The following is a 15,186-nucleotide window of genomic DNA, read 5'->3' on the forward strand; positions in this document are numbered from 1 at the left end:
GCCCACCGCCGGAAGCCACCCGTAAAGGCCCGGGTCGCCCTCCGCCGGATCAGAATGCCGTCCCGATCTGGAACTGGAACTTCTGATACTGGTCGCCGGTGTGCTTAGTGAGCGGGAAGCCCAAGCTGAGCTTGAGCGGGCCAATCGGCGAGATCCACGCAAGACCGACACCGTAGCCGTAACGCAGGCCGTTCGCGCCGATGCTGTTACCTTCCGTACCCCAGACGTTACCGCCGTCGAGGAACGTGAAGACACGCAGCGTGCGGTCGTAGCCCGTACCCGGCAGCGGGAACGTCAACTCGATGTTACCCACCAGCAGCTTCGAGCCGCCGATCGGGTCGTTCGTCTTCGCATCGCGCGGACCCAGCGAACTCGGCTCGTAGCCCCGCACCGAACCGATACCGCCCGCGTAGTAGTTCTTGAAAATCGGATATGGCTTGCCGCCGAGACCGTTACCGTAACCGCCCTGGAAGTTGAAGCCCAGCACGAACCCGCGCGAGAACGAATAATAGTACTGCGCGTTGATGTCGGCCTTGTAGTACTGCGTGCCGCCGATCGGCGTGCCGTATTCGGCGTTCGCCTGCGTGAAGTAGCCGCGGCTCGGCACCAGTGCGCTGTCACGCGCGTCGCGCGACCAACCCACCGTGATCGGCACGTTATTCGACACACGGCCGAAGGCGGCTACGTAGTCCTTGTAGCTCTGCGGCGTGTTCGCGTCGACGTCCAGCTGGTTTTGCTCGAGGCCGGCGCCGAAATACACCGTATCGACTTCGGAGAACGGAATACCGAACTTCAGGTCACCACCGATCGTGACGATCTTGAAGCTCGAATCCGTCGAGTAGTACAGCGGCTGGTACGTACGGTAGTAGACGTCGGTAATCCGCTTGATGCCGTCGACCGTGAAATACGGGTCGACCTGCGTAACCGTCAAGGTACGGTACGTCTTGGCGGTATTCACGTTCACCGAGAGACTCGTACCCGAACCGAACACGTTGTCCTGCGACACGCCGGCCGAGAGCACCACCTTGTCCGTCGACGAGAAGCCCGCGCCCAACGTGATCGCGCCGGTCGGCTTTTCAGCCACCTTGACGTCCACATCGACCTGGTCCGGCGTGCCTTCCACCGGCACCGTGGTCACGTCCACGTCCGTGAAGTAGCCGAGACGGTTGATCCGGTCTTTCGACAGCGCGAGGCGGTTCGAATCGAACCACGAGCTTTCGAGCTGGCGCATTTCGCGGCGCACCACTTCGTCGCGAGTGCGCGTGTTGCCGACCACGTTGATGCGGCGCACGTACACGCGGCGGCTCGGGTCCACTTGCAGCGTCAGGTCGACCTTGTGGTGTTCCTGATCGATCTGCGGCTGCGCGTTGACAGTAGCGAACGCATAGCCATATTCGCCGAGCTTGTCGACGATCGCCTTGGTGGTGGCTTGCAGCTTTTCAGCCGAGAAACGGTCGCCTGGTTTGATCTTGATGAGCTTGTTCAGCTCCGGCTCGCGGTCGAGCAGGTTACCAGCCAGCTTGATGCTGTTGATCGTGTACGGCTCGCCTTCGTGCAGCGTGACCGTCAGATACATGTCCTTCTTGTCCGGCGAGATCGACACCTGGGTCGAGTCGATGTTGAACTCAAGGTAGCCGCGATTCAGGTAATACGAGCGGACGTTTTCGAGGTCGCCGGTGAGCTTGTCTTTCGCGTACAGGTCGTTCTTCGTGTACCACGAGAACCAGTTCGGCGTGGACAACTGCATTTCGTCGCGCAGCGTACCCGTGCTGAACGCCTTGTTGCCGATGAAGTTGATCTGGCGGATCTTCGCGCTCGGACCTTCAGCCACCGAGAACAGCACCGACACGCGGTTGCGGTCGATCGGCGTGATCGTCGTGGTGACTTCGGCGGCATAGTAGCCACGCGTCAGGTACTGGCGCTTCAGTTCCTGCTCAGCCTTGTCGACAAGTGCCTTGTCGTAGTAACGGCCTTGCGACAAACCGACCGCGCGCAGCGCCTTGGTCAGGTTTTCCTTGTCGAACTCGTGAATGCCGGCGAAGTCGATCGTGCCGATGGCCGGACGTTCCAGCACCTGGACGATGACGACACTGCCTTCCGTCGCGATCTTGACGTCATTGAAGAAGCCCGTGGCGTACAGCGCGCGAATGGCTTCGGAAGCCTTGTCGTCGCTAAAGGTGTCGCCTTGCTTGATGGGCAGGTACGCGAACACGGTACCGGGTTCGACGCGTTGCAATCCCTCGATCCGGATGTCTTGCACCACGAAGGGCGTCGTTGCGTGAGCAACCAGCCCATGCGCGGCAAACGCCGCGGCTATAACCGTCTTTGGAACAAAGCGATGAGGTTTAAACAACGTGCTTCCCCAGTGTGTATAGCTGCATCAGGTCGGGCGGTCGCCATCGTGAACGCCGCCAGACACTTTAAAAATGGATTAAACGAGCCAGATCGTTGAACAGCGCAATCGCCGACAACGCGACGATGCAGGCGAGACCCGCCCTCTGAAAAACGAGTTGCCAGCGATCGGAGACAACTTTGCCGGTTACAGCTTCAACCAAATAATATAACAGATGACCCCCGTCCAATACCGGAATTGGTAACAGGTTCAGTACGCCGAGGCTAATACTGACAAGGGCCAGGAACGACAGGAATGCAGAAGGACCTAGACGTGCGCTCTTTCCTGCGTAATCGGCGATCGTCACGGGGCCGGAAAGATTCTTGAGCGATGCCTCGCCAACAATCATCCGTCCGAACATGCGCACCGAATAAACAGCCAGATCCCACGTACGGCGTGCGCCCAGTTGCAGGCTTTCGACCGGCCCGTAACGCACGTCGATCGACGGCACCTGGGTGGCGAGCTCCGCACCGATACGGCCGATCTGCTGCCCCGTCGCGTCATCCCGCTGCGACTGCGGGACGATGCGAACGTCTTCCAGCTTGCCCGCGGCTTGCCCACCACGCTCTACCTGCAGCGTCACGGGCGTGCCGGCGTGCGATTTTACATAAGCGATGAAGGCCGTGGCATTGTCGGTAGGGATACCGTTGATCGCGCGCAGACGGTCGCCCACCGCAAGGCCTGCCTTTTGCGCCGCGCTACCCGGCTGCACCCCGGCGACCGTCAGCTTGCCACCACCCGGCTCGAAACCGAGACGCGACATGAAGTCGTCGTCGACGTCTTTCTCGGTGATACCACGCAGATCCAGCTGGAAATCCGAGGTGCCGTGCGCGTCTTTCGCGCTCAGCACGACGCGCTTGTGATCGAATGCCGCGCCCAGCAGTTTCCAGCGCAGGTCGGACCACGAACGCACTCGCTCGGATTCGCCGGCGTTCTCCGCACGAACCGCCACAATCGTTTCGCCACCGTCGAAACCGGCCAGTGCTGCCGGCGTATTCGGCGCAGGCGCCGCCACCACAGCCGCCGGTTCCGTCACGCCCGTGGCGAACACAAGGGCGAACAGCACGATGGCAAGCAGGAAATTCGCGACCGGCCCGGCGACGACAATCGCGAAGCGGCGCCACACCGACTGCCGGTTGAACGCATGCGGCAAGGCTTCAACGGGAATCGGCGCCCCGCCGGTTTCGCGCTCGTCGAGCATCTTCACGTAGCCGCCGAGCGGCAGTGCGGCAATCGTCCATTCGGTGCCCGTCTTCGGGCTCACCCATTGGAACAGCGGCTTGCCGAAGCCGATCGAGAAACGCAGCACCTTGACGCCGCACAAACGCGCCACGCTGTAATGCCCGTACTCGTGGACGACCACGAGTACGCCAATCGCGACCGCGAAGGCAAGCAGTTCGATCAGCAGGTTCATAGGCGTCTCACTGGACGGCGCGTTCCGTGCGACGGGCGCTGACCGGCAGGCGCGCGATGAAGTCGGCAGCGGCGCGGCGCGCGGCCGCATCCGCTTCGATCACGTCTTCTAGCGCGTGCGCGCTGCGGTTCGGCAACGCGTTGAGTACGGCGTCGACTACCTGAGCGATCGCCATGAAGCCGATCTGGCGCGACAGGAACGCTTCAACAGCGACTTCGTTCGCGGCATTGAGCGCCGCGCTCGCGAGGCCTCCCTCGGCCAGCGCTTTCACCGCGAGCGCGAGACACGGGAAGCGCGTGTAATCCGGTTTTTCGAACGACAGCGATGCGACCTGCAGCAGATCCAGTTGCGCCACGCCCGAATCGACGCGGTCCGGAAATGCCAGCGCATGCGCGATCGGCGTGCGCATGTCGGGATTGCCCAGTTGTGCGAGCACCGAGCCGTCGGCGTACGACACCATCGAATGGATCACGCTTTGCGGGTGAATCAGCACCTCGATGCGCTCGCCCGGCAGATCGAAGAGCCAGTGCGCCTCGATCACTTCAAGGCCTTTGTTCATCATCGTGGCCGAGTCGACCGAAATCTTGCGGCCCATGACCCAGTTCGGATGCTTGCATGCTTCGTCCGGCGTGACGTCGACCAGCGTGGCCGGTTCGCGCGTGCGGAACGGGCCGCCTGACGCGGTCAGGATGATCTTCGACACGCCGCCATGCTGTGCGGCTTCGCGCGGCAGACACTGGAAAATCGCGTTGTGTTCGCTGTCGACCGGCAGCAGCACGGCGCCGTTGTCTCGCACCGCGTCCATGAAGATCGCGCCGGACATCACCAGCGCTTCCTTGTTGGCGAGCAGGATGCGCTTGCCGGCGCGCGCGGCAGCGAGACTCGGCGCGAGGCCTGCCGCGCCGACAATCGCCGCTACAACCGTATCGCAGCCGTCACTCTTCGACACGTCGACGAGCGCTTGCGGCCCATACGTGACTTCGGTCTTGCAGCCGGCTTCGCGCAACTTCGCCGCGACATGCGCAGCGGTATCGGCGTCGCCGACTACCGCGACTTCAGGCTGAAAGCGCAGGCATTGCTCGACGAGCTTGTCGCCGTTGCGATGCGCCGTGAGCGCGTACACCGAAAAGCGCTCGGGATGACGCGCGACGACGTCGAGCGTGCTGTCTCCAATCGAGCCCGTGGAACCGAGCAATGTCAGACGTTTTTGCATATCTCTTTCTCTAGCCGAGCAGCAGCATGGCAAGCGGCAGCACCGGCAACAATGCGTCGATGCGGTCGAGTACGCCACCGTGCCCAGGCAACAGGCCGCTTGAATCTTTCACTCCGGCCTGGCGTTTCATCATGGATTCGAACAGGTCGCCCACCACGCTGAATACCACCAGCAGGGTCAGGGCGAGCAGCGTACGGACGGCGCCCCATTGCGCCAGCAGCGCAGAATACAGGGTCGGCTCGAACGCGTGCAAAAAGACCGCCGCCGCCGCGACGATCATCACCACCAGCCAGCCGCCGATCGCGCCTTCCCAAGTCTTACCCGGGCTGATGGCAGGCGCCAGCTTGTGCTTTCCGAAAGCTTTTCCAGAGAAGTATGCGCCGATATCGGCCAGCCATACCAATAGGAGCAGCGACAGCACGAAGGCCACGCCCTGCATGCGCGCGGCGACGAGAGCATGCCAGCACGCGACGAATACCACAATGCCGGCAAGAAAGAGAAACGCGCGCCAGGCGCCTTGCGCGAGAGTCGGCTTGCGCAGGAGCACATACGGCCCCGCGATCACCCAGAAAATGGCGGCCGCCTGAAAGAGCGGCCGGGGCTCCTCGACGCCGGTGCCGAACCGCGTGCTCGCGACCAGCGCCACCGCAGCAACCAGCGCGTAAATGACCGGGCCCGCGCCGCCGAGCTTCAGCAGACGCGCCCACTCCCACGCGGCGAACACGACGACGAAGGCGATCAGCGCGCCGAACGCGCCCACCGGCGCGAACAGCGTGACCGGCAGGAAGATCGCCAGCAGGATGATCGCCGTGATGACACGGGTTTTTAGCATGGAAGCGAATCGACGTTCTGCGATTGCGGCTCGAGTTGAGCACTGGTGCGGCCGAAGCGGCGCTCACGCTCCGCGTAGGATGCGATGGCGTGGCCGAGCGCGTCGGCGTCGAAATCCGGCCAGAACGTGTCGGTGAAGTAGAACTCGGTGTAAGCGAGTTGCCACAGCAGGAAGTTGCTGACGCGGCGCTCGCCGCCGGTGCGGATAAAAAGGTCCGGCTCCGGCGCATAGGCCATCGACAGGTGTTCGGCGAACGAGTCCTCGTTCACCTCGACCGCCTTGCCCGCCAGCGCCGATTGTTCGGCGAGCTTGCGGGTGGCCTGCATGATGTCCCAGCGGCCGCCGTAGTTGGCGGCAATGGTGAGCGTGAGGCGGGTATTGCGCGCGGTTTTGGTTTCCGCGCGCCGGATCAGGTCGCGGATGCGCGTATCGAATCGGGACAGATCGCCAACCACGCGCAGACGGATGCCGTTCGCGTGCAGCTTGCCGATCTCGCGCTCCAGCGCGGTGACGAACAGGCGCATCAGGAACGACACTTCGTCGTTCGGGCGGCGCCAGTTTTCCGAGCTGAAGGCAAACAGCGTCAGATATTCGACGCCCTGCCGGGCGCAGGCCTCGACGGCCGCACGCACTGCGTCGACGCCGCGCGTATGGCCGGCCACGCGCGGCAGACGGCGCTGGGTCGCCCAACGGCCGTTGCCGTCCATGATGATCGCGATATGTCGCGGCACCGCGGCGACATCAGGCACGCGCACGGTTGAGCTGGTATAGGTCATGGCCGTCGGGACAGTGACTGCAAAAAAAGAAGTGGAGATCTTAAAGGTGCTGAGCCAACCGGCCTCAGACCGTCATGATCTCGGCTTCTTTGGTCACTACAAGCTTGTCGATTTCCGTGACGAACTTGTCCGTCAGTTTCTGAACGTCGTCACCTGCACGGCGCTCGTCATCTTCAGAAATTTCTTTGTCTTTCACGAGCTTCTTCAGTTGCTCGTTTGCATCACGGCGCAGGTTACGAACAGCGACCTTGGCCGTTTCCGCCTCGCTCTTGACCACTTTGGTCAGTTCGCGGCGGCGTTCTTCGGTCAGCGCGGGCATCGGCACGCGGATCACGTCGCCTTGCGTAGCCGGGTTCAGACCGAGGTCCGACTCGCGAATCGCCTTTTCGACGACCTGGACCATCTTCTTTTCCCACGGCTGCACGCCGATCGTGCGTGCGTCGATCAGCGTCAGATTCGCGACCTGCGAAATCGGCACCGGCGAACCGTAGTAATCGCACTGGATGTGATCGAGCAGGCCCGTGTGTGCACGGCCCGTGCGGATCTTCGACAGGTCGTTCTTGAACGCGTCGATGGAACGCTGCATCTTTTGTTCAGCGCCCTTCCTGATATCAGCCACAGACATTTTTAAACCTCCGAACCTTCAAAACGGTGCGAGCCGGCCAGCGCGCGCACTATGCGGCGGCCTGGGCCCGCGTTAAAGCCCACGTTATGTGAACGAGAGTTTACACGTGGACGAGGGTGCCCTCGTCCTCGCCTAGTACGATGCGCTTGAGCGCACCCGGCTTGACGATCGAAAACACCCGGATCGGCAGCTTCTGATCGCGGCACAGCGCGAATGCCGTGGCGTCCATCACCTGCAGATTGCGGCCGATGGCTTCGTCGAAGCTGATCGTGGTGTAACGAGTCGCGCTCGGGTCTTTCTTGGGGTCGGCTGAATAAACGCCGTCCACCTTGGTGGCTTTCAGCACGACTTCCGCGCCGATTTCCGAACCTCGCAGTGCGGCGGCCGTGTCGGTCGTGAAGAACGGGTTGCCGGTGCCGGCCGCGAAAATGACGACTTTGCCTTCTTCGAGCTGGCGAATCGCACGCGGGCGGATGTAAGGCTCGACCACCTGGTCCATACGCAGCGCGGATTGCACGCGCGCTTCGATACCGGCGTGGCGCATTGCGTCCTGCAGCGCCAGCGCGTTCATCATGGTGGCCAGCATACCCATGTAGTCAGCCGTGGCGCGATCCATACCGGCCGCGCCGCCCGCGACGCCGCGGAAAATATTACCGCCGCCGATCACCACGGCCAGCTGCGTTCCGAGACGGACCACTTCGGCCACGTCCGCTACCATTCGTTCGATGGTCGCGCGATTGATGCCGAAGGCATCGTCGCCCATCAGAGCTTCACCGGAGAGTTTGAGCAGGACGCGTTTATAGGCAGTGGGCATAGAGGTATCCAGATCGCGCAGAACAGGGCAACAACAAGGGACTAATGTAGGGGTGAAATGCTGATTCGGGCAAGCGTCGCCAAATTGACGAACCCTGGGGTCCGCCAGCGGCGTGCGCCACGAGGGTCACCCGCGTGCAGCCTTGCGGCGCTGCCGACCGCGGCAGAGTCTTGCTCCGCCGCGGGTCCAACGGTACTAACTGAAGCTTAAGCGATACTTATTGTTGCTTTGCAGCAGCGACTTGAGCGGCCACTTCGGCTGCGAAGTCGTCCTGCTTCTTCTCGATGCCTTCGCCGACCACGAACAGCGCGAACTTCTGCACGCTCGCGTTGCCAGCCTTCAGCATCTGTTCGATCGTCTGCTTGTCGTTCTTAACGAACGTCTGGTTCAGCAGCGACACTTCCTTCAGGTACTTCTGCACGCTGCCGTCGACCATCTTGGCGACGATTTCAGCCGGCTTGCCCGATTCAGCAGCCTTCTGCTCAGCAATGCTACGTTCCTTCGCGATCAGATCGGCCGGGACGTCGTCCGACGACAGCGAGACCGGCTTCATGGCGGCGATGTGCATTGCCACGTCCTTGCCGACCTGCTCGTCCGCGCCGGTGTACTCGACCAGCACGCCGATACGCGTGCCGTGCAGGTATGCTGCCAGCTTGTTCGAGGTTTCGAAACGCACGAAACGGCGGATCGACAGGTTTTCACCGATCTTGCCAACCAGTGCGAGGCGCACTGCGTCGACCGTCGAGCCGTCCAACGGCAGTGCCGACAGGGCAGCGACGTCAGCCGGGTTTTGCGTAGCGACCAGTTCAGCGACCGTCTTCGAGAATGCCAGGAAGTCGTCGTTCTTCGAAACGAAGTCGGTTTCGCAGTTCAGTTCGACCAGCGAACCAGCGTTGCCGCCGATGAACGATGCGACCACGCCTTCAGCCGTCACGCGCGACGCTGCCTTGCTGGCCTTGTTGCCCAGCTTCACGCGCAGCAGCTCTTCAGCGCGCGCCATGTCGCCTTCAGCTTCCGTCAGCGCCTTCTTGCATTCCATCATCGGCGCGTCGGTCTTTGCGCGCAGTTCTGCAACCATGCTTGCGGTAATTGCCGCCATCATTTGCTCCTTGAGTTCCGTCTGTCACACGCCGCGCGGACTTCGATACCGGCGGCAAGAATTCGTTTCAACGTCGCACGTATTTTTTACGGGCTATGTTTCAGCACTACTCACAGCACACCACTACTTTGTCGCGGCTTAAAAAAAGGGGGCCTGTAGAAAGCCCCCTTTTTTGCCGGACACGGGGCAGCTTTACGCTTCCGGGTTGACCTCGACGAACTCGTCGCCATCACCACCGCGAGCAGCTTGCACCACTTCGTTAACCGCGTTAGCACGGCCTTCGACGATTGCGTCAGCCACGCCAGCCGTGTACAGAGCGACAGCCTTCGAAGCGTCGTCGTTACCCGGGATCACGTAGTCGATGCCTTCCGGCGAGTGGTTCGTATCGACCACGGCGATGACCGGAATACCGAGCTTGTTCGCTTCGGTCACGGCAATCTTGTGGTAGCCGACGTCGACCACGAAGATCGCGTCCGGAATGCCGCCCATGTCTTTCACGCCGCCGATCGACTTTTGCAGCTTGGCCATTTCGCGTTCGAACAGGAGCGCTTCCTTCTTGCTCATGCGTTCGGTTTCGCCAGCTTCCAGCGATGCTTCCATGTCCTTCAGGCGCTTGATCGAGACCTTCAGCGTCTTGAAGTTGGTCAGCATGCCGCCGAGCCAGCGTGCGTTGACGTAAGGCATGCCAGCGCGCTGTGCTTCTTCAGCGATCGTGTCGCGCGATTGACGCTTCGTGCCGACGAACAGGATCGTGCCGCGATTCGCTGCCAGTTGACGCGCGTACTTCAGCGCGTCGTTGTACATCGGCAGCGTCTTTTCGAGGTTGATGATGTGAATCTTGTTGCGATGGCCGAAAATGAAGGGGGCCATCTTCGGGTTCCAGAAGCGCGTTTGGTGACCGAAGTGGACACCGGCTTCCAGCATTTGACGCATGGTAACTGCCATGAAAATCTCCGCGAGGGTTGGGTCTTAAGCCGGCTGCCGTATCTGCCGCGCTGCCTTTTTTGGCTGAACGCGACGGACACCCTGGGTGCGCCGGCTTGCGAGTCTGCTGCCTTGGCACTGCCTGACCTGTAGCGCAGGCAACTATCGCTACGAGGCGCCTTTCCTGCCAGTTTGCGCTTATCAGAGTGACTAATAGAGCAACAAAATAAGACAGAGATCGACTTAGCCAAAGATTATAGCACGTGACTATCGGCCGACTCAACCTGCGCGGTAGCTCCCGTTTGCCGCAGGCGGGTTGCACCTGCGCTCCCACCACCTTATTGCAAAACCGTGGCAAAACCCTGCGGCAGCGGGAATATGGTGCGATAATCTTACAATAAATCGCATTTCAGGCCCGACTCATGGCTATTACGCTCAAAAACGAACACGATATCGCGCAGATGCGCGTCGCCTGCAAGCTCGCTAGCGAAGTGCTCGACTACATCACGCCGTTCGTCACGGCCGGCATCACGACCGGCGAACTCGACCGGCTGTGTCACGAATACATGCTCCAGGTGCAAGGCACGGTTCCGGCGCCGCTGAATTATCAGCCGCCCGGCTATCCGCCTTACCCGAAAGCCACCTGCATTTCCGTGAACGACGTGATCTGTCACGGTATTCCGGGCGACAAGACGCTGAAAAACGGCGACGCACTGAATATCGACGTCACGGTGATCAAGGAAGGCTATTTCGGCGACACCAGCCGGATGTTCATCGTCGGCGAAGGCTCGATCATGGCCAAGCGCCTCGTGCAGACCACCTTCGAATGCATGTGGCTCGGCATCGATCAGGTGCGCCCGGGCGCCCATCTCGGCGACATCGGCTACGCCATCCAGAAGCATGCTGAAGGGCAAGGCTACAGCGTGGTGCGCGAATATTGCGGCCACGGCATCGGCACGGTGTTTCACGAGGACCCGCAGATTTTGCACTACGGCCGTCCCGGCACCGGGCTCGAACTGCAGACCGGCATGATCTTTACGATCGAACCGATGATCAACGCCGGTCGGCGCGACATCCGCACCATGCCGGATCAGTGGACCGTCAAAACCAAGGACCGCAGCCTGTCGGCACAGTGGGAACACACCGTGCTCGTCACCGAAACCGGTTACGACGTGCTGACTATCTCGGCCGGCACGCCCGCGCGTCCGCCGGTTGTCGCGGCCACGGCCTGAACGACTTCCGCCCCCAACCCGCCCGCCTGCCAATGAGTAGTGTTCCAGCCGTCGCCCAATCCTATGCCACGTCGCTCAAGGCGGACTACAAAGTGGCCAAAGCCCAGTTGCTGGAACGCTTCAAGACCGCCTCCAACGTCGACTCGCTGATGGCCGCGCTGGCGCGCGCCACGGACGAGTCGCTGCGCGCCGCCTGGAATACCTGTGAGCTGCCGCCCGAGCTGGCGCTGCTCGCGGTCGGCGGCTACGGGCGGGGCGAACTCGCGCCGCACTCCGACATCGACATTCTGGTCCTGCTGCCCGACGCGCCGATCGCGCATCTCGAAGCGCGCATCGAACGTTTTATCAGCCTCGCGTGGGATTTGGGGCTCGAACTCGGCAGCAGCGTGCGCAGCGTGGTGCAGTGTGTCGAAGAAGCCGCCAACGACGTCACCGTGCGCACCTCGCTGCTCGAAGCGCGACGCATTACGGGCAGCACCCTGCTCTTCGACGACTTTGCGAAGCGCTACCGCGAAACGCTCGACCCGCGCGCGTTCTTCCAGGCCAAAGTACTGGAAATGCGCCAGCGGCACGCCAAGTTTCAGGACACGCCGTATGCGCTCGAGCCGAACATCAAGGAAAGCCCGGGCGGCCTGCGCGATCTGCAACTGATTCTGTGGATTACCCAGGCGGCCGGCTTCGGCAGCAGTTGGCGCGAGCTCGAAGCACGCGGCCTGATCACCGAGCGCGAAGCGCGCGAACTGCGCCGCAATGAAGGCTTCCTGAAAACGCTGCGTGCCCGCTTGCATGTGATCGCCGGCCGCCGCCAGGACATTCTGGTGTTCGACCTGCAAACGCCGGTGGCCGAAAGCTTCGGCTATAAACCGACGGCCACGAAGCGCGCCAGCGAACAACTGATGCGCCGCTATTACTGGTCCGCCAAAGCCGTTACGCAGCTCGCCACCATCCTGATCCAGAACATCGAAGCGCAGCTCTTCCCGAACACAAGCGGCATCACGCGCGTGCTGTCGGACCGTTTCGTCGAGAAGCAGGGCATGCTGGAGATCGCCAGCGATGACGTCTTCCAGCGCGAGCCGAACGCGATCCTCGAAGCCTTCCTGCTCTACGAACAGACGCCGGGCGTGAAGGGTTTGTCGGCGCGTACCCTACGCGCGATCTACAACGCCCGCGACGTGATGGACCAGCATTGGCGGCGAGATCCGGAAAACGGGCGCCTGTTCATGGACATCCTGAAGCAGCCGGCCGGCATCACGCACGCGCTGCGGCTGATGAACCAGACCAGCGTGCTCGGGCGCTATCTGCTGAACTTCCGGCGCATCGTCGGGCAGATGCAGCACGACCTGTATCACGTCTATACGGTCGATCAGCACATCCTCATGGTGCTGCGCAATCTGCGCCGCTTCGCGGTCGCCGAGCACGCGCACGAATATCCGTTCTGCAGCCAGTTGATCGCCAATTTCGACCGGCCGTGGGTGCTGTACGTGGCGGCGCTGTTTCACGACATCGCCAAGGGCCGCGGCGGCGACCATTCCACGCTCGGCATGGCCGACGCGCGGCGCTTCTGCCGCAACCATGGCATCGAAGGCGAGGATGGCGAATTGGTCGTCTGGCTGGTTCAGCAGCATCTGACCATGAGCCAGGTCGCGCAGAAGCAGGATACGAGCGACCCCGAAGTCATCAAGCGCTTTGCCGAACTGGTCGGCAACGAGCGCCGGCTCACCGCGCTTTACCTGTTGACCGTGGCCGACATTCGCGGCACCAGCCCGAAAGTCTGGAACACGTGGAAAGGCAAGCTGCTCGAGGACCTCTACCGCGCAACGTTGGCGGTGCTCGGCGGCGCACGGCCTGACGCGCATTCGGAACTGAAATCGCGCCAGGAAGAGGCGCTTGCGCTGCTGCGCCTCGAAACCGTGCCGGAAGGCTCGCAAAAGGCGCTATGGGACAAGCTGGATATCGGCTATTTCCTGCGCCACGACGCCGCGGATATCGCGTGGCAGACCCGTGTGCTGTACCGGCACGTCGAAACCGCGACGCCGATCGTGCGGGCGCGTCCTTCGCCGATCGGCGAGGCGCTTCAGGTGCTGGTGTATGTGAAAGACCAGCCCGATCTGTTCGCCGGCATTTGTGCGTATTTCGACCGCAATGGCTTGTCGGTGCTCGATGCGCGGGTCAGCACGACCCGCCACGGGTACGCGCTCGATAATTTCCTCGTCGCGCATACCGAAGAAGACGTGCATTATCGCGATATTGCCAATCTGGTCGAACAGGAACTGACCGCACGCCTGACCGGTGACGGCACCCTGCTTCCGGGACCGTCGAAAGGCCGTTTGTCACGGCTGTCGCGGACCTTCCCTGTTACGCCGCGCGTCGATCTTCGGGCCGACGAGCGCGGCCAATATTACATCCTGTCCGTGTCTGCGAACGACCGGCCAGGCCTTCTTTATTCAATCGCGCGCGTGCTGGCCGAGCACCGGGTCGGCGTTGCGTCGGCGCGGATCAATACGCTCGGCGAACGTGTCGAAGACGTGTTCCTGCTGGATGGACACGGTCTGTCGGACAACCGCCTGCAAATTCAGGTCGAGACCGAACTGCTGCGCGCGATTGCAGTGTGAGATTTCATGCGAGTCAAATTAACAGCCAAGCACCCGCGGCCGGCTTCGTCCGAACGCGCCCCTGTCCGTACCGGAAGCAATTCGGCGCGTAAGCCGACGCGCCCGACCGGGCCGAGGCCGTCTACGCCGACGGCCGGGTTTAACGGGGCGCGGGGTGAAGGCGCTGGCGCAGCGGGTGGTGGCAAGCGGCCGGCGGGTGCGGGCAAGCCGGCAGGCGCCGGGGCGCGTGCGCCACGGGCTGAAGGATCGTTTTCCCGCGAGCGGGATGCTGGCGCTGCGCGCCGGCCGCCGCGGCGTGAAGGGGCCGGTGGTGCGCCACGTCGCTTCGAAGGCAGCAGTGATCGCGCTCCGCATCGGGACGATGGTGAACGTGCGCCACGTCGGTTTGAAGGTGGTGGCGATCGTAGCGAACGTGCTCCGCGCCGCGCTGACGGCGAACGTAGTCAAGGCGCTCCACGCCGATTTGAAGGCGGCGGCGATCGTGCGCCGCGTCGGGACGAGGGCGTTCGTGCGCCCCGTAAGTTTGAAGGTGGTGCTGATCGTAGCGAACGCGCGCCGCGCCGTGCTGACGGCGAACGTAGCCAAGGCGCTCCGCGCCGGTTTGAAGGCGGCGGCGATCGTGCGCCGCGTCGGGACGAGGGCGCTCGTGCACCCCGTAAGTTTGAAGGTGGCGCTGATCGCAGCGAACGCGCTCCGCGCCGTGCTGACGGCGAACGTAGCCAAAGCGCTCCGCGTCGATTTGAGGGCAACGACCGTCCGCCGCGTCGGGACGATAGTGAGCGTGCACCTCGCAAGTTTGAAGGCGGTGGTGATCGCAGTGAACGTGCTCCGCGTCGCGCTGACGGTGAACGCAGCCAAGGCGCCCCGCGCCGGTTTGAAGGTACTGGCGATCGCGGCGAACGCGCACCCCGCCGCTTCGAAGGCAGCACAGATCGCAGCGAACGCGCTCCGCGCAGTTTCGAAGGCAACCGCGCCCCGCGCCGCGACGAAGGCGAACGCCGCTCGTTCAGCGGTCCGCGTCCGGGTGCAGGCCGTCCGTCGGAAGGTGGACCGCGTGGCGAGCGTCCGGCACGCGACGCCTTGGATCGGCCCCGCTTCGGCAGCGACCGTGGCGCCCCTCAGGAGCGCCGTACTGGCGAGCGCGGTCCGCGCAGCGACAGTGCAGCACCGCGCCGTTTTGAAGGCGAACGTGGCGCCTCCGAGCGTGGCGAGCGCACTTTCGCGAAGCCCGTCAAAGGCGGCTACCGTGACCG

The 15,186-nt window shown here is 62.7% G+C and carries 12 protein-coding genes; 3 read left to right on the forward strand and 9 right to left on the reverse strand.

What is annotated here, in order from left to right; translation table 11 throughout:
- Positions 1-49: 49 nt before the first annotated feature.
- The 9 genes from bamA to rpsB form a co-directional block, all read right to left on the reverse strand.
- Positions 50-2,353, reverse strand: coding sequence for an outer membrane protein assembly factor BamA (gene bamA, locus FSO04_RS34435; RefSeq protein WP_154566000.1), 2,304 nt, complete (start codon positions 2,351-2,353; stop codon positions 50-52).
- A 67-nt stretch (positions 2,354-2,420) separates the two neighbouring features.
- Positions 2,421-3,806 (reverse strand): RIP metalloprotease RseP, encoded by a 1,386-nt coding sequence (rseP, locus tag FSO04_RS34440; RefSeq protein ID WP_154566001.1) that lies wholly within the window; start codon positions 3,804-3,806, stop codon positions 2,421-2,423.
- A 7-nt stretch (positions 3,807-3,813) separates the two neighbouring features.
- Positions 3,814-5,019: a 1-deoxy-D-xylulose-5-phosphate reductoisomerase gene (locus tag FSO04_RS34445; protein WP_154566002.1), complete on the reverse strand. Its 1,206-nt coding sequence runs from the start codon at positions 5,017-5,019 to the stop codon at positions 3,814-3,816.
- Positions 5,020-5,029: 10 nt separating this feature from the next.
- Positions 5,030-5,851, reverse strand: a complete 822-nt coding sequence (locus tag FSO04_RS34450) for a phosphatidate cytidylyltransferase (RefSeq protein ID WP_154566003.1) — start codon at positions 5,849-5,851, stop codon at positions 5,030-5,032.
- Entirely contained in the window at positions 5,845-6,627 is a 783-nt protein-coding gene (uppS, locus tag FSO04_RS34455) for a polyprenyl diphosphate synthase (protein WP_154566004.1), read from the reverse strand. Before uppS ends, FSO04_RS34450 begins: the two co-directional genes overlap by 7 nt.
- A gap of 64 nt (positions 6,628-6,691) precedes the next feature.
- Positions 6,692-7,252 carry a ribosome recycling factor gene (frr, locus tag FSO04_RS34460; RefSeq protein ID WP_054035184.1) on the reverse strand — a complete coding sequence of 187 codons (561 nt, stop codon included), beginning with the start codon at positions 7,250-7,252 and terminating at the stop codon, positions 6,692-6,694.
- Positions 7,253-7,352: 100 nt separating this feature from the next.
- Positions 7,353-8,066 (reverse strand): UMP kinase, encoded by a 714-nt coding sequence (gene pyrH, locus FSO04_RS34465; protein ID WP_006048674.1) that lies wholly within the window; start codon positions 8,064-8,066, stop codon positions 7,353-7,355.
- A 217-nt stretch (positions 8,067-8,283) separates the two neighbouring features.
- Complete coding sequence (gene tsf / locus FSO04_RS34470; RefSeq protein WP_097389605.1) at positions 8,284-9,165, reverse strand: translation elongation factor Ts; 882 nt, start codon at positions 9,163-9,165, stop codon at positions 8,284-8,286.
- Between the two features lie 192 nt (positions 9,166-9,357).
- Positions 9,358-10,110 (reverse strand): 30S ribosomal protein S2, encoded by a 753-nt coding sequence (gene rpsB / locus FSO04_RS34475; protein ID WP_154566005.1) that lies wholly within the window; start codon positions 10,108-10,110, stop codon positions 9,358-9,360.
- A 401-nt stretch (positions 10,111-10,511) separates the two neighbouring features.
- Between rpsB and map the strand changes: the two genes are divergently transcribed.
- From map to FSO04_RS34490, 3 genes are all read left to right on the forward strand, one after another.
- On the forward strand, positions 10,512-11,321 hold the full coding sequence (gene map / locus FSO04_RS34480; RefSeq protein ID WP_154566006.1) for a type I methionyl aminopeptidase: 810 nt from the start codon (positions 10,512-10,514) through the stop codon (positions 11,319-11,321).
- Between the two features lie 32 nt (positions 11,322-11,353).
- Positions 11,354-13,933, forward strand: a complete 2,580-nt coding sequence (locus FSO04_RS34485; RefSeq protein WP_154566007.1) for a [protein-PII] uridylyltransferase — start codon at positions 11,354-11,356, stop codon at positions 13,931-13,933.
- A 154-nt stretch (positions 13,934-14,087) separates the two neighbouring features.
- Positions 14,088-15,186: hypothetical protein (locus tag FSO04_RS34490; protein ID WP_199203081.1), on the forward strand; the 1,099-nt coding region annotated here is incomplete at its 3' end.

This window comes from Paraburkholderia madseniana (assembly GCF_009690905.1).
Taxonomy (GTDB): Bacteria; Pseudomonadota; Gammaproteobacteria; order Burkholderiales; family Burkholderiaceae; genus Paraburkholderia; species Paraburkholderia madseniana.

Excerpts from the sequence above, each read along its gene's own strand:
- FSO04_RS34450 (WP_154566003.1), bottom strand. The coding sequence starts at position 5,851 with ATGCTAAAAACCCGTGTCATCACGGCGATCATCCTGCTGGCGATCTTC.
- FSO04_RS34445 (WP_154566002.1), bottom strand. The coding sequence starts at position 5,019 with ATGCAAAAACGTCTGACATTGCTCGGTTCCACGGGCTCGATTGGAGAC.
- rpsB (WP_154566005.1), bottom strand. The coding sequence starts at position 10,110 with ATGGCAGTTACCATGCGTCAAATGCTGGAAGCCGGTGTCCACTTCGGT.
- uppS (WP_154566004.1), bottom strand. The coding sequence starts at position 6,627 with ATGACCTATACCAGCTCAACCGTGCGCGTGCCTGATGTCGCCGCGGTG.
- pyrH (WP_006048674.1), bottom strand. The coding sequence starts at position 8,066 with ATGCCCACTGCCTATAAACGCGTCCTGCTCAAACTCTCCGGTGAAGCT.
- FSO04_RS34485 (WP_154566007.1), top strand. The coding sequence starts at position 11,354 with ATGAGTAGTGTTCCAGCCGTCGCCCAATCCTATGCCACGTCGCTCAAG.
- rseP (WP_154566001.1), bottom strand. The coding sequence starts at position 3,806 with ATGAACCTGCTGATCGAACTGCTTGCCTTCGCGGTCGCGATTGGCGTA.
- map (WP_154566006.1), top strand. The coding sequence starts at position 10,512 with ATGGCTATTACGCTCAAAAACGAACACGATATCGCGCAGATGCGCGTC.
- tsf (WP_097389605.1), bottom strand. The coding sequence starts at position 9,165 with ATGGCGGCAATTACCGCAAGCATGGTTGCAGAACTGCGCGCAAAGACC.
- frr (WP_054035184.1), bottom strand. The coding sequence starts at position 7,252 with ATGTCTGTGGCTGATATCAGGAAGGGCGCTGAACAAAAGATGCAGCGT.